Consider the following 20,268-nt stretch of genomic DNA (forward strand, 5'->3'; position numbering starts at 1 on the left):
ATGTTAAAAGAACCCTCACCCCAACAGTACGAACTCGAAATGGTCACAATGGAACAGCTGGTTCCGAAGCATCATCTCGTACGTAAAATCGACCAAGTTATAGATTTCGAATTTATTAGAGACGAAGTCGCTCACCTATATTGCCAAGACAATGGCCGGCCTCCTGTTGACCCCGTCCGCTTGTTTAAAATCATCCTGCTGGGCTACATCTTTGGCATCAAGAGCGAGCGTCAGCTAGTCAAAGAAATCGAGGTCAATGTGGCCTATCGGTGGTTCCTTCGCATGTCACTGACAGAGAAAGTTATCCATGCCTCGACGCTCAGCCAAAACCGCATCCGCCGCTTCAACGGGACGGATATTTTTGAACGCATCTTTACCAATATCGTACTCCAGGCCATGGATAAAGGGCTCGTCGCCGGGAATGAATTATTCACCGACAGCACCCACCTCAAAGCCAATGCTAACAAGAAGAAATTTACCAATGAACAGCAAGCTGTCCGCACCAGTGCCTACCTTGAGATGCTCAACGAAGATGTGGCCAAGGAGCGGGAAGCCGAAGGGAAAAAACCTTTAGCTGAGCGAAAATCAGAGCCTAAGCTCAAAAATACCAAAGTGAGCACGACTGATTCTGAAAGCGGCTTTATGACGCGGGATAACAAGCCGCAAGGGTTCTTTTACCTTGACCACCGCACCGTCGATGGCATGCATGGGATTATCGTCGATACCTATGCGACCGCAGGTAACGTCAATGACTCCCAGCCTTATATCAATCGGCTAGACTACACGCTCAACCAGTTCAACCTGAATCCTATAGCCGTAGGCCTTGATGCTGGATACTTCACGGCTCCTGTTGCTGAGAGCCTTGAACGAAGAGAAATCCTTGGCCTCTTTGGTTACCGTAGGCCGCCTCGCACCCAGAATGCTATCAAGAAGAAGCACTTTATCTATAACAAAGAAACAGACACTTACCTGTGCCCAAATGGCCAGGAACTTATCTATAAAACCACGTCAAGAGAAGGCTACAGAGAATACCACTCGGCCCCCAAGGAGTGTGAGCTCTGCTCGATGAGAAATGACTGCACCCAAAGCAAAACAATGAAGAAGGTGATAACCCGGCATATCTACGCGGAGGCTGTGGAACGAGCAAACAAAATACGGCTGACACCTTATGGTAAAAGGACCTATCGGCGAAGGGGAGAAACGGTAGAAAGAAGCTTCGCAGATGCGAAACAGCATCATGGTCACCGATATGCACGGTTCCGGGGGTTGAACAAGGTGCAGATGCAATGTTGGTTGGCCGCTGCTGCTCAAAATATCAAGAAGATGGCCTTGGTGCTGGGCTGCTTACAGAAAATAGGCCTTATAAACGCTCTAATTAGGTTAATACGAGTCAATATCAGGCGAGAAGAGCAAAGGAGCCTCCAACCGAGCTGGTAGGTAAAAAAATCGCGATCGCGGCCTACGGCCGCTCTCTAAAAAGAACCCCACTTAAAAAGTGGGGTTCGTCAGCAATCTGAGGTCAATACCGAAGTATTGACCTTTTTTGTTAATGATTAAGTACTTAAGCTGTTGCCACTGCTGGCAGTGCCGCTTGGGTAACTTCTTGTTCGGTGCTGTCAGCTTGCTCTAACCATGTCATCAGTAGTTTATAGCCTAGGCCCAGAACCACCGCACCCACGAACAACCCGATAATACCTGACATCATCATACCGCCCAGTGCACCCAGCAGAATAACCAGCATCGGAATATCGACACCACGGCCCATCAACATTGGCTTCAGGACTGCATCACTCGCACTTACCAAAATACCCCATACAGTAAACAGTACCGCAACCGTTGTTGTCTCGACAGCGAACAGGTATGCCATGACCGGCCCCAGAACCAAAATAGGTGGAAGCTGGATAATCGCTAGAATCAATACCGCTAGCATCCACAAACCTGTTGCCGGAACACCTGCGATGCCCATACCTAATCCAGCCAATACCGCCTGGATAACCGCGACGCCAATTACACCCTGTACCACGCTACGTACAGTGGCAATAGAAAGACCAACATACTCTTCTCCTTTGTCACCCAGTAGACGCGAAACAACTTTGTTAGCCATTGCTTTACAGCGTCCGGCATTGCTCATCACCACACCGGAAATCAAAATTGAAATAATGAACTGAACAACACTGCCACCTAGGCTGCCTACCGCAGATAAACCACTCGAAACAAACGCTTTAACCTGTGGAGCATAGGTTTCCAGTGCACTTTCTAGGTTCGTTGCAGAAAGGCTCCAAGCCTTATGCAGCGGCTCACCGACAACCGGGATCTCCGCTACCGATGCCTCAGGGTGAGGGATCACCAAGGTGCCTTCTGTAACCGACGTTGCCACTTCCTGGGTGGTACTGAAAACCGCACCGGAAAACCAGATTGTTGGTACGAGCAAGGCCGCAAGTGCCACCAAGGTAACCAACATACTTCCCTTCCCCTGGGAGAGTGAAAACCGCTTCATCAACCCTTTGACCAGCGGCATCAGAGCGATGGCAATAATGGCTCCCCAGACGATGGGCAATAAAAATGGCTGCAATATCTGGTAGCAGAAGTACACCACCAGCAGCAATAACATCGCTTTGATGAACGTATCCATCGAGCTTTTGCCCGGGAGTGTTACTAGGAATTGTTGAGCATTCACAATCTACCTCACAAATGGCGTTTAATTAACTGATGGGCTCTCGCCCTGGCCTGGTCAAATAATAACCACCCGTGATTAGGCAAACTTACCATTTCACGACAATCGCATAATTTCGCTCGCAAACATAATTGTTCATTTCTTCATCATTTAGATTTTTTACTCTAAATAGATCGCATACTCTTTCTCTTGCATTCCTTCGGGATGTTAGTACCCATTACGTGAAATTAGCGTCCGCCATTGGTACAAAGGTCTCTTTCCCTCCTACCATCACTAACCAACGAATTGAAGAGACCTTTTCTTTCCCACTTTCACAATATCCACTACTTTTCACTACAAACTGTGGCAAGTTTGTCGATCGCCCGTTATCATTCTCTCTTTTGCGACACTTATGAATAGACATGCACATTAAAATGCTTTTAGTGGCAGCTTTATGCAGCGCTTCCGCAATAGCTGATGACGATAGCTGGAAAGCGCTGACAACCAATGGCTGGTTAACCACCACAACACAATGGGGGCAGGATGATCCCCAGAGTGCGCATATATCAAGAATGCGGGGCTTGGACTTTGCAACCCAATACACCATATCGGCCACCATTGCCCATTCGGAACCTGGCAAGCAAAAGCTCTATTTCAATTTCTTTAGCCTCAACAGTGAGTACATGTGCAAGCCAAACAAAGAGACCAGCACAATTGTCGTCCAAGTCAACGGCTCACCTATCCGCTTCAAGCACTGGTGCATTCATGATGCGACCTACAAGGATTTTCACTTCTCATCCATGACGGCGAAATCAGCCAATGAGGCAAAGTTTGTTCTCAATGCCCTTCGCCACGCACCTGATACTGTCAACTTTAAAAATGACCGTTTTGAACTAGATTTTCCTGCAATCGGCTTTTCCCAGGCATGGCAGGCCTCTCGGGGAAACACAAATGCCTGGAACCCTTCGGTGCAGGATGTACTCTAGCCATTAAGGCGCCAGACCATATTCACGTTAGCTTGGTTAAACACTGTTAGGCCAAGCTCTCTTCCCGTTTTAAGGCTGCCGACCATCATACCCAGTGCATATATTTCGACACGCACATCACAGTTTCATCGCAAACCAAGATCTTGCGCCCAAACACAGCAAAAAATTACTCAACCGGAATTAGTGGCAAGCATTCACCCAAGCGCACAACTATGCACAAAAATGGCTGGTTGGACAGTAAAATACCTAGCCGAAGGAATAGAACGCCACCACTTAACCACGCCACTTCATTATGCACCATGCGCATAAAAAAGCAGGCGATACAGCCGTGACCTGGCTCTCAACAACCTCATGGCCAAAGCCATTACCCTCTTAGCATCCCACGGGATGACAAAAACAAGATACGATCAAATTCTATGAGGGAATATAATGAACACAACCAAATTGCGCCCTGTTGCCCTTGCCATAATGACTCTAACGGCACTAGCCGGCTGTAACGACGAAACCACTTATATAGAACAGCCCAAGCAAGCTGAAGATCCCGCCCGGGAGATGCGATCTGTCTTTGACGGCTATCAAGATGCCATCAGTACCCTGGATAGCACCCAGTTCGGCCAGATCACCGACCAGATGGCCAGCTCACGCCAGGCAGTAGACCGGATGTACTTGGACAAACTCGAGAACATCGACCGCAGTGCATTAACTGACGAAGACAAGATCTACTACGATACCTTCTTGTTTGACCGCAATATTGCTATCCGCGGCGCATCACTGCCCAACCCGCGGTTCGGTAACTTTGATATCCCGATCACCCACTTCTACAACTACATTGATTGGAATGCCGAGAAAGCTGGCGAGAAACAAGAAACTGCCGATGACTACCACAAGCATATTCAAGTGATCAGAGAGTTCACCGCCTGGACCAATAACCTGCATTCACAATATGCCATGGGCTTAATTGATAAAGCTCAGCTTCCCAAAGTCCTTACCAACAGGTTTATTGCCAGCACTGAGGAGGCCATGGAAATCGATGGCGATCCATACGGCCTGCTAAAGCAAGGGTTAAATGACATCAACCGCCACTCCAGCCAATACGATGCTGCCTTTATCGGGGAGTACACCAAAGCCGTTGATGACGCCGAGCTAGCAGTGAAAGCGTTAATCTCCTTCCTGGCTAGCGACTACATGACCGCGGCACGGGGTACTGGCGATACCGGCTCTATAGATGACAAAAATATCGGCTGGGGCGATCTGCCCAATGGCCAAGCTTGGTACCAGTGGCAATTAGACCGCAACAGTACCACCGGCAAACCCGCGATGGAGCTAAGCCAGCTTGGCGAAGAGCTGGTGGCCGATGCCAAAGCTGAAATGATGAGGGTGGCCAAAGTTATCGTCGAGAAAAGGGGCCACTCAGTGAAAACCAAATGGCGCGAAAGCGATGGCAGCATTATAGAGAAGACCTTTGTCTTGGTCGATGATAGCGGCAACATAAACCTCAATGCGTTCTTCGATTACCTCAACAGCGAACAGTTTTTCTATGGCCGAGATGGCGAGAATGTCTCCGACACCGACTACGCCGAATTGTGCAAGGCCGCCTCATCACCGAGTGCCTGCGAAGCCGCCCTTGTTGACTACAACATTTTCAAACGTGATGCCAACGATGTCGTTGCCAAATACTTCAAGCCAATCGAAACCGACTACACTATCGTCCCTGTGCCTGCTGCGCGCGAGCTGTATGACGGCGTTGCATCATACGGAAACAATGAGTTCAACCTCAACACCCACCCAGATTACAGTCTACAGAAATGGAATGTTTCCACCTTGCTGCTGCATGAGGCGGCGCCGGGTCACCATTTCCAGAATGCCTATTCCATCGAATACCCACCAGCGGATAAACCTGACTACATCAAGGGCGTTTGGTATACCGCCTATGCCGAGGGCTGGGCACTCTATACAGAATGGCTGGGGCTTGAAATGGGCATCTATGGTGAGCTCAACGACGAAGGCAAGCCAACATTCGTCAATGCCACCGGGATGTGCAAGCCTGATTTGGATTACATCAGCTTCCAGGGCGGTATCTATAAAGATGCCGAGGAGTGTAATGCCTTGCAGTATTTCGGCAGCCTCAACGAAGCCCAGCTTCGCAACATGCGCCTCGCGGTCGATACCGGTATCCACGCCAAAGGCTGGAGCATCCAGGAAGCCCAAACATATATGGATAACAACTCCGCCTTGGGTAACGGTGACATCGAATCAGAAAGCTACCGGTACGCGGCCTATGTCGGCCAAGCTGTATCATACAAATCCGGTTTCTTGGTGATCAAAGAGATGCTCGATAAGGCACAGGGGGAACTCGGTGGGCAGTTCGATTGGGCAGCCTTTCATGACCAGCTGCTGAAATACGGCGATCAGCCTATGGAAGTGGTTGAAACCAGCATTGAAAATTGGATAAAAGCCCAACAATAAACCGGCGTAAACTGTTGCCTGTCCGCTTGCGGGCGGGCAGCAAAGAAAACAGGATGATGAGAGAAAGGAAAAAAATGGGTAAGTACCAAGTTAAAGCAAAAAGGTTGGCTGGCCAAGTGGCTTACTCAAGGAACGGTGAACAATAACTATTTACCGGTATCTTACCCGAACGATTATTTGTAGTGATGTTAAACCTTACAGGTACGAAGCATGCAACCTGAATTTAACGGGGGCTACTATACCCCGCCGGACGCACAAAAATGTGACATATATCAATCTATCGCGGGTAAATTATGTACAGAAATAAGCATGTGTAACAAGATGCAAATGGCGGTAAACAAAAGCCATAATACTCAATTTTGTTTATATTTTAACTCATTCACTGGCTGATTTATTTCCCGGCCAAGCCGATGTTGTCCCACCTCTAAATTTTTATTGCTACTGACTTATTTTCGCTTGCTCCCATGCCATACTGGGCAGCAACGTCTTTTCGAACGATTCACTTATAGAACCTCACTTCGAAGCATTTACACCAGAGCATTCACACCGCATTATTCACATCGGGAGCATCTAGGAAAGCACATGTTAAGGATCAACAGCAAAGAACGTCCCCACTGGCGAGAGCTTGCCAAAGAATATGGGTTCGGTTTCCACACCATGTATGGCGAGCCCTACTGGGACGAAACCGGCTATTACCAGTTCACCTTGCAACAGATTGAACGCGACCTGGAAGATCCCACCGAGGAAATCCACCAGATGTGCCTAGAGGTTGTCGACGAGGTCGTTGCTGATGAATATTGGCTGCAGCGATTCCAGATCCCGGAAGCGATGTGGCAACCCATTCTGGATTCCTGGCGGCGCCGGGATCCCTCACTCTATTCCCGGCTCGATTTCGCCTACGACGGTACCGGCTTTGCCAAATTGTACGAGAACAATGCCGACACCCCGACCTCACTCTACGAAACCGGTTTTTGGCAATGGCTGTGGCTGGAGGATATGGTCAACAGCGGGGCGATCCGCCGCGATGCCGATCAATTCAATCTCTTGCAGGAACTCCTGATCGATCGCTTCAAGACCCTCTCGCGCCAGCAACCCGGCCAGACCCTGCACTTTTCCTGCTGCAAAGATACCGTCGAAGACAGGGGCACGGTGCAATACATGGAAGATTGTGCCAAAGAGGCGGGTTTGTCGACATCGTTCGTATTTGTCGAAGATATCGGCATTAACGGCAAAAAAGAGTTTACCGATATGGCCGACAAGCCTATCCGCTGGATGTTCAAACTCTACCCTTGGGAATTTATGCTGCGGGAAGAGTACGCCAAATACCTGCCATCGATCCCCATCAACTGGCTGGAGCCAATGTGGAAATCAGTACTGAGCAACAAGGCGCTGCTTCCTATGCTTTGGCACAAGTTCAAGGGGCACCCAAACCTGCTACCGGCCTTTTTTGCCGACGACCCAGGGCTTGGCGAGCTCACAGATTATGTCATCAAACCGATATTTGCCCGCGAGGGCGCCAACATCACCATCGTCGAAGGCGGCAAGCAGACCCTGCGTGTTGATGGGCCTTACGGCGATGAAGGCGTTATCTACCAAGCCTATCACCCACTGCCAAAATTCAACAATGCCTACACCCTGATAGGCAGCTGGCTGGTTGATGGCCAGGCCGGAGGGATATCTATCAGAGAAGACAGTTCGCGAGTCACCCAGGACATGTCGCGTTATCTCCCGCATATTATTTTATAGCTTGAAGGGGCGTATCACTTATAAACCGGCATATCCCTTAAGGGGATCTATACTGATGATTCAACATCTTGAAAAGCTTTGCATTACTTTGTTACATATTCAGCGCAGCGACAGCAACATTGCGTATAACAACAGGGCAAAGGACAAGATTACATCGGCATCGGCTCCCCTATGGATAAAAACTATCAGCAATACCCAGCGTATATTGCTCTTTCCTTATCACTCTTCGCGGGTCATTCCTATGCCAGCGACGATATTCGCTATGCCGATTACGGCCCGCTGAAAACCTACGCCCAGTCACCCTTGCAATCAAATGCCCTTACACCGCTAGTCAGATCTGGCTTTAGCCATGCGCCAGATACTGTCGAGCTCTACGCAACAGGCACCATCGCCAGCGTCTGGGCCCATACCAATGACTACAGCGCGGACTATTACCAGAACGACCTCTCCATCGGCGGCTATTGGCAGCTAAATAGCCAATGGGCCTTGGAGCTCGACTACACATGGCGCTTTGCTGCCAACAACCGGCTGGATACCTTAACCAAAGCCTTCCACGACTGGTTCGGCATCGGCCAAAATGGCCGCGATGAAGTGGATGACCACTCCTTCGATATCTCGGTACCGCAATATGGCGTAGAGATCCACGACTTCGAAGGTGAAACCATCAGCAACGCTTTCTCGCTGTATTCCAGCTACCAGATAATGGAAAGCAAACACCATGGCCTTTCTTTGGGAGGATCGCTGTATTTCAACTATGTCGGCAGCGGACCTTTCAAAACCAGCAACTTCGAGCAGGCTCTGCAGCTCAACTATAGCTACCGGACCGGCAAGCACAGTGTTTATACTTTGCTCGGCGTCTCCTACCGCCATAACGACGAAGTACTGGCACAGATAAAATACAATAAGTTTGCCTTTGCTACCGGCGTCAGTTACCAATACCAAATCAGCCCCAAGCACCGCTTCATCACCGAGGTGCATGTCTATGAAGGTGCCAGTGACGCCACATCGGATTTAAGCGAGCCGTCTACCGAATTCTTGCTGGGATATCGCTACCACACCAAGAGCGGTGCGATAGAACTGTCGATGATCGAAAATGTCTTTAATATGGACAACAGTACCGACATCGCCTTTACGGTCGGTTACCGCCACAGGATGTAGCGGATAGCCTCAATTTACATTGTAAATATTTCCGGCTCAGTGCCTAAATATTGCTCTGTTAGCATTAGGATACAAAAAATAAAAAACACTGTATTGAAGAACATAGCTTTTCCCCCTACCATAGCGGCCATCTCTCTTTGGCCAGCGAAAACAGACCTGTGAAAAATGTAGCCCTACTCATGTGTACCGCTTTACTTTCTGCCTGCTCATACAATGCTGCGCCAGTTGTCGGCTCCCATGACAAAACCCAGCTCGAGTATGAACAAGACTTGGCAGAGTGCCGCGAGAAAACCCAGGAAGTCGACAAAAGTGAATCTGTACGAACCAGTGCCACCAACATGGCGATGATCGGCACCGCTGCCGGTGCCCTAGGCGGCTTGCTGTCTGATGATGTCGGTATGGGCGAGAGCATGGTGTGGGGTTTGGCGCTTGGGGCTGGAACCGGCGCTGCGATCGGCTCGGTAAAAGCAACCCAAACCCAATCTTTGGTATTGCGCCGCTGCATGGAGCTCAAGGGCTACCAGATCCTCGATGCCGAAGTCGATGACTTAGCCAGTGTCGAGCTAGAGGCTGAGGCAGAAGCAAACGAACAACAGCAGCTGGCTTCAAACTAGCTCCGTGCTATTGGGTGGTTGTGGCTGTACTTGGAGATTATGTTTTCACCCGCTGTTCAAACTGCTCGACCAAAAAATCCACCAGCACCCGCAGCCGCTTGGGCATCAGTTTTCGTTGCGGATAAACCAAACTAACCGGCACCAGCGGCATATCCCACTGCGGTAACAACTGAACTAGTTTCCCTGACGCAAAGTGTTCACGGCAAATAAACTCGGGCAGTACCGCAATGCCTAGCCCATCCAAGCATGCCGAAAGGGAAGCGGTAATGGTATTAACCTTCAAGCGGTAGGGCAAATCAATACTGACCTCTCCCCCCTCATGCATCAGGTGCCAGTTGGGCATTTTCACCGCCTTGTTATGGATCTTGATTTGGTGATGCGGCGACTTGAGATCTTCCGGGCCTGAGATCATGCCATATTGCTCAAGATACTCAGGGCTGGCAGCCAATACCCTACGGGATTCAGTGAGTTTTCTCGAGACAAGGCAGGAATCCCCCAGCTCACCCACCTGGGCATAGAGATCGATCCCCTCACCGATGATATCGACTTCACGGTTAGTCATTTCGACATGCAGCGACACATGCGGGTATTGCTTCAAGAAGGCATTGAGAAAACCGCCCATCACCTGGTGCCCCAATTCCACCGGCATCACCACATATAACCGGCCGCGAATAAGATCCTGGTTAGCACTGACTTCAAGCTCAGCCTGCCCCATGATTTCCAGCATCTGTACACAAGACTGGTAAAAGGCTTCCCCCTCTGGCGTTAGGATCAAACTTCGGGTCGAACGCGTGATCAAACGCACACCCAGATGTTCTTCCAACTCGGCGACTTTTCGGCTGACCGTTGACTTGGTCATATCAAGCACATCCGCAGCCTGGGTAAAACTACCACAATCAACGACTTGTGAAAAAATCGCTACCGAATTCAAGTCCATCACAACCCCGCCTTTCGAGTATTAGTAAGATTTGTGCAACAGTGTTTCCCTTTTTTCTTATCTTATCAACCAATCGAGATCATTTACAATTTGAAACACTTTCCGAAAACCAATTCTTATAAGACACAGAGGGTAAAATGGCCGATCATCCCCAAGCGCCTGCAGTAGCCAATGCTAACCAGCCACAAACCGCACCTGCGGCACTACCCAAGCGCAACAAGAAAAAAGCGCCATTGATCGCAACCTTGATCATGCTTTCGCTCGGTGCATTGGGTGGCGGCTACTGGTTCGGCTATGGCCAGTATTTCGAATCCACCGACAACGCCTACCTACAAGGCGATATCACCAATATCAGCCCCAAGGTCGGTGGCTATATCACCAAATCTTTCGTCTCGGATAACCAGCAGGTCAAAGCCGGCGATCTGCTGGCCAAAATTGATGACCGTGACTTCGAGGCTGCTTTAGATCAGGCCAAGGCCAATTTAGCCGTTAGCCAAGCGGCTATCGACAACCTCCATGCCCAAGAGCAGTTGCAAAAGACCCAAATCCGCCAGGTAGAAAGCCAAATTGCTTCTGCCAAAGCCGAATTCGATCGTGCTAAGCAGCAAGTTGCGCGCACCCGCAGCCTGCTAAAGCGCAATTACTCCTCGCAGGATGAGCTCGACAGCATGACCTCACACCAGAAGGTGACAGCTGCCCAGCTTGAGGAAGCCAATGCCAGCTACCAGGGCGCCAAAGATCAGCTTGTGGTCATCGCCAGCCAAATCAAGCAGGCCGAGGCCGCAGTGACCGAAGCGCAAGCACAACTGGAACAGGCAGAACTCAACCTTGCTTACACCAACATCTATGCCCCAGTAGACGGCATCGTCGGCAAACGTAGCCTGCGGGTTGGCCTATACGTTCAGCCGGGTATGCCGCTAATGAGTTTGGTGCCCACCTCCAATGTATGGATCGAAGCCAACTTCAAGGAAACCCAGCTAAGCGGGATCCACAAAGGCCAACGTGTCACGGTTGAGCTAGATGCCTTCCCGGGCCAGCCGCTGCAAGGCGTCGTCGACAGTTTCTCACCAGCGACCGGCGCAAAATTTGCGTTGCTACCGCCAGAAAATGCTACCGGCAACTTCACCAAGATTGTCCAGCGCGTACCGGTCAAAATCACCATTCCCGACGCTCAAGGTTTAAAAGGCCGCTTGATCCCAGGGTTATCAGTCGTAGCCACTGTCGATACACGAGGCTAAGCCATGGGTGCCGATATCACGACCAACCCACAGCAACAGACACAGTCTGCTGAAAGCGAGTCGCTCCATGTCCCTCGTCGCCACTGGATCGCCCTGTTCGGCGGTCTGATTGGGGCGTTTATGGCGATTTTGGATATCCAAATCACCAACTCCTCGCTCAAAGATATCCAGGGGGCGCTATCTGCCACACTGGATGAGAGTTCGTGGATTTCCACCTCTTATCTGGTGGCAGAAATGATCGCCATTCCACTCAGTGGCTGGCTGTCAAAAGCGCTGGGGAAACGCCGATACCTGACATGGACCACGGCGATTTTTACCCTGTCATCCTTCCTATGCTCACTGTCGTGGAACATGAGTTCGATGATTGTGTTCCGTGCCATGCAGGGCTTTAGCGGTGGTGCCCTGATCCCGCTGGCCTTCTCGCTGGTCATACAGCTCCTGCCAATCCAGAAGCGTGCAGTGGGGATGGCGCTATTCGGTGTGACAGCAACCTTTGCCCCGTCCATCGGACCGACTTTCGGCGGCTGGCTGACCGAAAACCTGTCGTGGCATTACATTTTCTATATCAACATCCCGCCGGCTATCTTGGTCATTTCGATGATCCGCTATGGCTTGAGTAAAGAGCCGCTCAACCTTGGCTCTTTACTCAAGGCAGACTGGTTCGGGATAGTCACTATGGCGCTCGGGCTTGGCTGTTTGGAAGTGGTATTGGAGGAAGGGAACCGTGAAGAGTGGTTCAGCTCAAGCTTTATTGTCACTCTCGCGATCATCTCCGCCGTCAGCTTGGTGTACTTTGTCATCAACGAGCTGCAACACAAAAAGCCACTAGTCAACCTGCGGCTGCTACGCGAGAAACAATTTGCGATGTCATGTCTGGCGTATTTGATCCTCGGGATGGCGCTGCTCGGTTCGATTTATGTGCTGCCTCTGTATCTGACCCAGATCCAGCGCTACAACGCGATGGAAATCGGTGAAGTATTGATGTGGATGGGTTTCCCGCAGTTGCTGCTATTCCCCATCGTGCCCAAACTGGTCCAGTTCATCAAACCCAAGTACTTGGTGACATTCGGCTTTACCATGTTCGGCCTGAGCTGTTACGTCAACACCCACATGACAGTGGATTTCGGCGGCCAGCAGCTGATCCTCTCCATGGTGCTGCGTGCTATCGGCAGTCCGTTTATCATGGTGCCGCTGTCCCTAGTGGCGATGAAACACATCAGCAAAGCAGACACGCCAGATGCCTCGACCCTGACCAATGTCATGCGCAACCTCGGTGGGGCATTCAGTATCGCGATTATCGCCACTCTGTTGGATAACAAAACCCGGGAACACCTCGGGCACATCAAGGAATCACTTCCAAGTGTCAGCACCAATGGCTGGCAGCAGCTGTTGCAGCAAAGTGATTTCTTTATCAAGGCAGGTAGTGATGCTGGCACCGCGATGCAGCAGGCCCAAGCCACATTGCTGTCAACCATGCAGCGCGATGCCGCCATCATGGCCTACAACGATGTGTTCCTGATGATGACCGCCTTTCTGGCTTTCGCCGCTATGCTGATCATGTGTATGGATGATTGAGGTCGACAGGGTGGCTCCCAGCCAACCGGAGACGATTTTAAAAACGTGCGAGTACATCCATGTAACTCCAACCCGCCGTCCATGGCGGGTAGGTTTTAAAATCATCCCCGGTTAGCTGTGTCAGCTTTATCGAAAAATAGCATTTTACGCCTCAACTAGGTCAACAACTGCTCGCCCAGCTTATCGACTACCTCTAGTATGTGTAGTTGGCTCTCCCGGCTGTAAAGCGAAATCCCATCTATCTGCTCTTCCAGGTCCACATTGAGATGGCTAATTTGGCTCAAGGTCGAGCCGCGCAGGCTTACTGAGAATACTTTCATCCCTTTGCGCTTGGCATTGTGGGCCATGTCCACCACCGCGTTGGTTTCCCCCGACTTGCTGATCAGTACCAAGATACCCGCGTTTGCCATAGTGAGCTGGTGAATATCGGTGATCACCAAATGGGGAATATTGGCGAGGGACAAGAAACGGGACAAGTAATTTACACTGACAATCGATGCACCGCGGGAGTAGAGGTAGACCACATTGGTGGCCTTGAGGCCGGATGCCAGCTTGGCAATCACTGCCTGATCCTGCCCTTCCTCTTCCGATGACGAGCGCTGGCGGGCCAGGTCTGCCGCTAGCTTGTAGCGCAATTCGGTATAGCTGGCATACCCCATCTTCTTGCACACCCGGTTGACCGAGGTCGTGGTGGTCAGCGCCTTGGCCGCGATCTCCTTGGCCGAGATCTCGCCCAATTGCTTGGCGTGGCTAATAATAAACTCATAGATGATGCGTTCGGTCCCACGGAAGGTATTCATTGTAATAATTGTCGTCACGTCGTCATTGGATGGGCGTATTTAATCGCGAACAGCGGATGAAAATCCGTGAGTAAGCTCTCAAAAGTATCGTCATACGCACCTTGTACCAAGAAACCATAACGCTTGCCGATCGCCGCTTTTTATACTGTCTGCAGTTTAGAACAATGGATATGAAACCATGGCGAAGAAAAAACTGGTCGCAGTAACGGCTTGCCCTACAGGTATCGCCCATACGTTTATGGCGGCAAAGAAAATTCAGAGCTGGGCTGAAAAGCAAGGCTACGAAGTCAAAGTAGAAACGCAGGGCAGTGACGGGGTCAAAAACAAACTGACCGCCCACGACATTGCCAGCGCTGATGCTGTTGTCCTGGCTGTCGACGTACCTATCATGGACATGGATCGCTTTGACAATGCCAACCCGCTACAGGTGCGCACTCAGGAATTGATTAAGCATGTCGATGTCCTGCTGCCAGAAGCCATGAAACGGGAGAAAGACAAATCCACTTCTGGGGCTGTTCTACCGGTTCAGGAAAAACGCTCTGCCTATCAGGTGTTCATTGGTCACATCATGACGGGCATCAGTTATATGCTACCAGTGGTGGTACTCGGTGGCCTGCTGATGGCGGTCGCCAAGATCACTGGTGAGTTCGTTGATATCTCCGGTACCCCGGTCGAAACCCTCGACCGCCTTGGTTTCATGACCATCAAATTCATGTACCCAATCTTCGCCGCCTACCTTGCCTATTCCATTGCTGGTAAGCCTGCACTGGTACCGGCCTTTATCGGCGGGGTGATGAGCGACGAGGTCTACAAACGCTTCTTCGGCATCGAGGTATGGGCACCATCAGGCTTCTTCGGTGCTATCGCCATCGGTTTCCTGATTGGTTATCTGGTTCGCTACCTCAACGACACCATCAAGGTGAAAACCGAACTCACAACCCTGAAAACCATGCTGCTGGTGCCGCTCATCAGCGGTATCGTCATGGTGCTGACTATGGAGTATGCGATCAACCCGTTCTTTGGTGCCGTCAACATGGCGATGGTCAAACTGTTTACTGAAGCTGGTGACGCAGGCCGTGGGATTTACTCGATGGTCATTGCTGCCGGTACCGCCTTTGACCTTGGCGGCCCAATCAACAAAGCGGCTGGCTCGGTTGCCCTTGGCCTTAACGGCATGGGTGAGAACTTCGACCTGATTGCCCGTGAACTGGGTATCGTTATTCCGCCTATCGGTGTCGGTATCGCTGCCCTGCTTGACGGCAAGTTCCGCCCACGCGTATTCAGCCGCGAAGAGCAAACGGTCGGTAAAACCTCGCTGATGCTCGGCCTTATCGGTATCTCGGAAGGGGCTATCCCATTCATTCTGAAAAACCCGAAAATGATCCCGATTATGATCCTAGGTTCAATCATCGGTACCCAGCTAGCCGTCGTGCTCAATGTCTGGCAAAGCCTGCCACTGCCTGCGGTATGGGGCTGGTTCCTATCCTCGGATCCTGTCAGCTACACCATCTCGGTCATTGTTGGCTCCAGCTTTATTGCTATCGCACTGCTGCTTTGTACCAAGCCGCAACCTAAAGGTAGCCACTAGCCACAGGGCTAGTTTACCCAAACGGATTCAAACCCGAACAACAAAGACAGGGGTGGTAAACACTGCCCCTTTCATACCGAATTAAACCAAACCGAATTAAATCAAGAGAAGAGAAGTCAGCATGGCTAAAGTGCATGTTATTCCCCACACCCACTGGGATCGTGAGTGGTACTTCACCCAGCAGGACAGCGATGTTCTTGCAACCTACAACTTCACCAAGGTGATCGAGACACTGGAAAGCCAGCCTAGCTATAGCTGCTACCACCTTGATGGACAATCAGCCATTGTTGAAGACTACCTTAAAGTGATGCCGCACATGCGTGAGCGCATGGCGAAACTGGTCAGCGACAAGCGTCTGTTTATTGGCCCTTGGTACACCCAAACCGATACTTTCAACGTCGCTGGCGAATCTATTATCCGCAACCTCAAATACGGCATGCATGTCGCCGAGCAGCTAGGCCACAGCATGACGGTCGGCTACCTGCCGGATACCTTCGGCCACAATGCCCAGATGCCAACCCTATTCAAAGGCTTCGGGATCGACAATATCATCTTCTGGCGCGGTATCGACTACGACCAGCAGGTCGAGCGTTCCAACTTTTTCTGGCAGTCACCGGGTGGTGACAACATCATTGCCTATAACCTGGTCCATGGTTACGGTGCGGCGAAGAATATCGTGGCTGAGCCTAGCCATCTCGAAAACAAAATTTTCCCGATGGTCGAGAAAATCAAAGCCCTTGCCGGCCTCGACGAAGTGCTGATCCCATCCGGGGGCGATCAGGTTAATATCGATCCTAACTTACCGGACACACTAGCCAAGGCCACCGAGCGCAGCGCGGCCGGTGACACCTATGTAATTTCGTCGATGGAAAACTATGTCGATTACCTGCGCCATAACAGCAGCGATTTCGACACCTACAGGGGCGAGTTCAAGATCCCGCGCTATACCCGCATCCACAAAACCATCGGCTCGGTGCGCTACGACATAAAGAAACTCAACTTCGACATCGAGCAGTTCCTGCTGAAAAAACTCGAGTTGGTCACCGCAATTGCCAAGGCGCACGGTATTGCCGTCCACACCGAGCTCATTGACATCGCCTGGAAGAAAATCATCGAATGCCATGCCCACGACAGCATGGGCGGCTGCAACAGCGATGCCACCAACGCCGATATCATGCACCGCCTCAAGCAAGCGGAGGAGATCTGCCATGGCCTGTACAACCTTATCGTCAAGGACATCGCCAGCCAGGTGTGCGACGAAGGTGAGGTAATGGTGTTCAACAACCGAATCAAACCGTATTCCGGTATTACCAATATCGTAGTGTTCAGTACCTTTGGCGATATTACGCTGGAACACAACGGCCAAGCGGTCACGACTGAACTGGTCAAGCGCGACACGCTCGATGGCGGTAAGGTTATCGAGGTTACCAAGGACGGCGAGAAAGAAGTCCCTGTCCCGCCGTATTACCGTTTCGAGCTCAAAGCCAAGCTCAACGCTATCCCAGCGCTCGGTTACCAGACTCTTCAGGTCTGCGAGGCCGGCTCAATGGCCAAGGCACAAAACGGTACTTCAGCCCAGATCGAAAACGACCGCTTGCACCTTGCTTTGGAGAACGGCGAACTGGTGCTAACCGACAAGCACAGTGGCCGCACCATCACTAACCTCGTTCAGTTTGAAAACCAAGCGGATGATGGTGATTCCTATGATTTTTCACCGCTGGAAGGCGATACCCCGCTTTACTCCCAGCCGCTGTCACTGCTTGGCAGCCAGCGCGGAGAGCTGATGCAGCAAATGACCCTGCAAAGCCGGATTTTGGTACCGCACGATTTGGAAGACCGCCGCCAAGGGGATGCCAACAGCGAAATCGTATTCAAGCTAACGTTCACCCTGCACCATGGCGAGCGCAACCTGCAGGTCGACATTGATACCGTCAACCACGTCAAAGACCACCGGGTTCGTGTCTTAATCAATAGTGATATCAATGCAGCGAGCTCTATCAGTACCCTGCCGTTTGCTACGATTGAGCGCCCAATTACACCCGTGCTGTTCGGCGCAGAGGAAAACTGGCGCGAGCGCTATCGCGAGTGCCCGGTAGATATCGAAACCACCGAGGGTGCTGTTGCCATCGCCAGCGATGCAGCTGAGCCTAGCAAGGCCCTTATCATCAACGGTCGCGGGATCAAGGAATACCAAATCCTCAAAGCGGCTCACAACAGCCAGCACGACCAGGTTGCCCTGACCTTGTTCAAGGCAGTTGGCTACCTAGGCAAAGATGATCTGCTATGGCGTCCGGGGCGTGCATCGGGGATCAACAACACCGTGGTATACACGCCAGATGCCCAGTTGCAGCAATCCATGCGCTTCAGTTTCGCTATCGCCATGACAGAATGTGCCTCACAGCAAGTGATCCGCGAGCTGGAAACCGAGTACCTCAACCAGCCGTTTAGCTACCAGAGCCAGCGCCTAAACAGCTTTGAAAACCGTCTCGAGCGCTTCCAAGTCCGTTTTGACGCCAAGCCAATGGCCAAAAAGTTCAGCTTGCTCAGGGTTAAAGAGGAACTTGAACTGTCGAGCGTGTCGCACTCTTTCTACGATGACAAAGTGCTAGTCCTACGCCTGTTCAACCCAACAGAGCAATCCATCACCTTGGATATGTCGCAATTCGACAGCTTTGCCGATGTCGCTATCGTCAACTACCGTGAACAACTGATTGCGGATGCCAAGCCTGTGGTTGCCCCGAACAATACTATCGACCTGCGCCTGATCTGCACGGTCGCTTCAACCTCTGACAAGGAACATTGCTAATGTTTGCCCAAACCATTACCCAGAAAGTGGCCGATATTTATGGCCAAGAGCAAGCGCCGCAGATCACTGAAGATATTCTTGCGCTGATCGACAAATGGCAAGGTAAGGCACCAGCCTACCCGGCATGGGTCGACCAGACCACTAGCTACCTGATCACTTATGGCGATAGCATCAGCGAGCAAGGCAAGCCGACATTGGCGACCATGAAAGCCTTCGCTGACAAGTACCTCAAAAGAGCAATCAGCAATATCCATATCCTGCCGATGTTCCCGTATACCTCGGACGATGGTTTTAGTGTGGTTGACTACCGCAAGGTCGATCCCAACCTCGGCGATTGGGATGAGCTCAACGCCCTGGCTGAGAACTTCAACCTAATGTACGACTGTGTGATCAACCATATTTCCAAGAGCAGTGACTGGTTCCAGGGCTACCTGGCTGGCGATGAGCGCTATCAGGACTACTTCGTCGAATCAGACCCAAGCCTGGATTACAGCAGTGTCACCCGCCCGCGTGCTTTGCCGCTGCTGACGCCGTTTACCAAGGCCAATGGCGAGACCACCCATGTCTGGACGACCTTCTCGGACGACCAAATCGACATCAACTTCGCCAACCCTCAAATCTTGCTTGAGAGCATCGATATCCTGTTGATGTATGCGGCCAACGGCGGCCGCTCTATCCGCCTCGATGCGATTGGCTTTATCTGGAAGGTGCTCGGTACCAGTTGTATCCACCTGCCGCAGGCCCATGACATTATTAAGCTATGGCGCTTGGTACTGGATATTGCAGCCAGCGGTACCCTGCTGATCACCGAAACCAATGTGCCTCATCCGGAGAACGTGGCCTACTTCGGCGACGGTGATGAAGCCCATATGGTCTATCAGTTCCCGCTGCCGCCGCTGACCCTGCACGCCTTCCTGTCCGAGGACAGCTCGGTATTGACCCAGTGGGCTGAAGGACTCACCCGCGAAGCAATGGAAAACCTCAGTGCTGGCCGCCAGACCACCTACTTCAACTTCCTTGCCAGCCACGACGGGATCGGAGTACGCCCGACCGAAGGGATCCTGACCGATGACGACCGCCAGTTCATGTGCAGCGAAGTCGAGCGTAAAGGCGGACGCGTCAACTACAAGCACAATGGCGATGGTACCCAGTCGCCGTATGAGCTCAATATCAACTACCTCAGTGCGATCACCGAGCCAAGCGATACCGATGATGACAAAGCACGCAAGTTCATTGCCGCGCAATCACTGTTGCTGTCATTTATCGGTGTACCGGCTATCTACTACCACAGTTTCCTTGGTAGCGAGAATGATATCGCTGGGATGGAAGCATCAGGTATCAACCGCCGTATCAACCGCGAAAAGTTCAGCTTGGATGAATTGGAAGGTGAGCTAAATACCCAAGGCTCATTGCGCCAGCAGGTTTACAGTAAAATGATCGCTTTGCTGAACCTGCGCCAGCAGCACACCGCGTTTTCACCACTTTCAAAACAGACTGTGTTGGATTTAGGCAAAGGCTTATTCGGCTTGATCCGCGGGGAAGGTGAACAGCGCATTACCTACATCCTCAACCTGACCAGCCAAACCCAACACGTAGAGTTGGCGCAAGGTGGTACGGACTTGATCAGTGGCGAAGCCTTCGCATCACAAGCGACCCTGGCACCGTATCAGTATGTCTGGCTAACGCATGAACAATAAGGAG

The 20,268-nt window shown here is 51.3% G+C and carries 14 protein-coding genes; 11 read left to right on the top strand and 3 right to left on the bottom strand.

What is annotated here, in order from left to right; all coding sequences use genetic code 11:
- Positions 1-1,437, top strand: coding sequence for an IS1182 family transposase (locus ACXAGQ_RS22500; RefSeq protein ID WP_475251115.1), 1,437 nt, complete (start codon positions 1-3; stop codon positions 1,435-1,437).
- Between the two features lie 124 nt (positions 1,438-1,561).
- Here the strand turns inward: ACXAGQ_RS22500 and ACXAGQ_RS22505 are convergent, their stop codons facing one another.
- Complete coding sequence (locus ACXAGQ_RS22505; protein WP_475257432.1) at positions 1,562-2,632, bottom strand: AI-2E family transporter; 1,071 nt, start codon at positions 2,630-2,632, stop codon at positions 1,562-1,564.
- A 443-nt stretch (positions 2,633-3,075) separates the two neighbouring features.
- Here ACXAGQ_RS22505 and ACXAGQ_RS22510 point away from each other — a divergent pair, with 443 nt between their 5' ends.
- The 5 genes from ACXAGQ_RS22510 to ACXAGQ_RS22530 all read left to right on the top strand — a co-directional run bounded on the left by ACXAGQ_RS22510 (position 3,076) and on the right by ACXAGQ_RS22530 (position 9,623).
- Complete coding sequence (locus tag ACXAGQ_RS22510) at positions 3,076-3,639, top strand: hypothetical protein (RefSeq protein WP_475256932.1); 564 nt, start codon at positions 3,076-3,078, stop codon at positions 3,637-3,639.
- A gap of 429 nt (positions 3,640-4,068) precedes the next feature.
- Complete coding sequence (locus tag ACXAGQ_RS22515) at positions 4,069-6,105, top strand: DUF885 domain-containing protein (RefSeq protein ID WP_475256934.1); 2,037 nt, start codon at positions 4,069-4,071, stop codon at positions 6,103-6,105.
- A gap of 582 nt (positions 6,106-6,687) precedes the next feature.
- Positions 6,688-7,851 (top strand): glutathionylspermidine synthase family protein, encoded by a 1,164-nt coding sequence (locus tag ACXAGQ_RS22520; RefSeq protein WP_475256935.1) that lies wholly within the window; start codon positions 6,688-6,690, stop codon positions 7,849-7,851.
- Between the two features lie 171 nt (positions 7,852-8,022).
- Positions 8,023-9,009 (top strand): DUF3187 family protein, encoded by a 987-nt coding sequence (locus ACXAGQ_RS22525; protein ID WP_475256937.1) that lies wholly within the window; start codon positions 8,023-8,025, stop codon positions 9,007-9,009.
- A gap of 158 nt (positions 9,010-9,167) precedes the next feature.
- Positions 9,168-9,623 carry a glycine zipper family protein gene (locus ACXAGQ_RS22530; protein WP_475256938.1) on the top strand — a complete coding sequence of 152 codons (456 nt, stop codon included), beginning with the start codon at positions 9,168-9,170 and terminating at the stop codon, positions 9,621-9,623.
- 37 nt (positions 9,624-9,660) lie between these two features.
- Here ACXAGQ_RS22530 and ACXAGQ_RS22535 read toward each other — a convergent pair whose 3' ends face one another.
- A complete protein-coding gene (locus ACXAGQ_RS22535) occupies positions 9,661-10,560 on the bottom strand; it encodes a LysR family transcriptional regulator (RefSeq protein ID WP_475256940.1) in 900 nt (299 codons plus the stop codon).
- A gap of 251 nt (positions 10,561-10,811) precedes the next feature.
- On the opposite strand from ACXAGQ_RS22535, the gene ACXAGQ_RS22540 reads away from it, so the two are divergent.
- Both ACXAGQ_RS22540 and ACXAGQ_RS22545 read left to right on the top strand, forming a co-directional pair.
- Positions 10,812-11,798: an HlyD family secretion protein gene (locus ACXAGQ_RS22540; protein ID WP_475257433.1), complete on the top strand. Its 987-nt coding sequence runs from the start codon at positions 10,812-10,814 to the stop codon at positions 11,796-11,798.
- 3 nt (positions 11,799-11,801) lie between these two features.
- The gene (locus tag ACXAGQ_RS22545; protein WP_475256941.1) at positions 11,802-13,373 is read left to right on the top strand and encodes a DHA2 family efflux MFS transporter permease subunit; all 1,572 of its coding nucleotides are present in this window, start codon (positions 11,802-11,804) and stop codon (positions 13,371-13,373) included.
- 155 nt (positions 13,374-13,528) lie between these two features.
- Here ACXAGQ_RS22545 and ACXAGQ_RS22550 read toward each other — a convergent pair whose 3' ends face one another.
- Complete coding sequence (locus ACXAGQ_RS22550; protein WP_475256943.1) at positions 13,529-14,173, bottom strand: MurR/RpiR family transcriptional regulator; 645 nt, start codon at positions 14,171-14,173, stop codon at positions 13,529-13,531.
- Positions 14,174-14,351: 178 nt separating this feature from the next.
- Here ACXAGQ_RS22550 and ACXAGQ_RS22555 point away from each other — a divergent pair, with 178 nt between their 5' ends.
- The 3 genes from ACXAGQ_RS22555 (at position 14,352) to ACXAGQ_RS22565 (ending at position 20,264) form a co-directional block, all read left to right on the top strand.
- Positions 14,352-15,761: a PTS fructose transporter subunit IIC gene (locus tag ACXAGQ_RS22555; RefSeq protein ID WP_475256944.1), complete on the top strand. Its 1,410-nt coding sequence runs from the start codon at positions 14,352-14,354 to the stop codon at positions 15,759-15,761.
- A 121-nt stretch (positions 15,762-15,882) separates the two neighbouring features.
- Positions 15,883-18,567, top strand: coding sequence for a glycoside hydrolase family 38 N-terminal domain-containing protein (locus ACXAGQ_RS22560; RefSeq protein ID WP_475256945.1), 2,685 nt, complete (start codon positions 15,883-15,885; stop codon positions 18,565-18,567).
- Positions 18,567-20,264 carry an alpha-amylase family glycosyl hydrolase gene (locus ACXAGQ_RS22565; protein WP_475256947.1) on the top strand — a complete coding sequence of 566 codons (1,698 nt, stop codon included), beginning with the start codon at positions 18,567-18,569 and terminating at the stop codon, positions 20,262-20,264. Before ACXAGQ_RS22560 ends, ACXAGQ_RS22565 begins: the two co-directional genes overlap by 1 nt.
- Positions 20,265-20,268: the final 4 nt, after the last annotated feature.

The sequence above is a fragment of the Photobacterium sp. ABD4_091 genome (assembly GCF_056160145.1).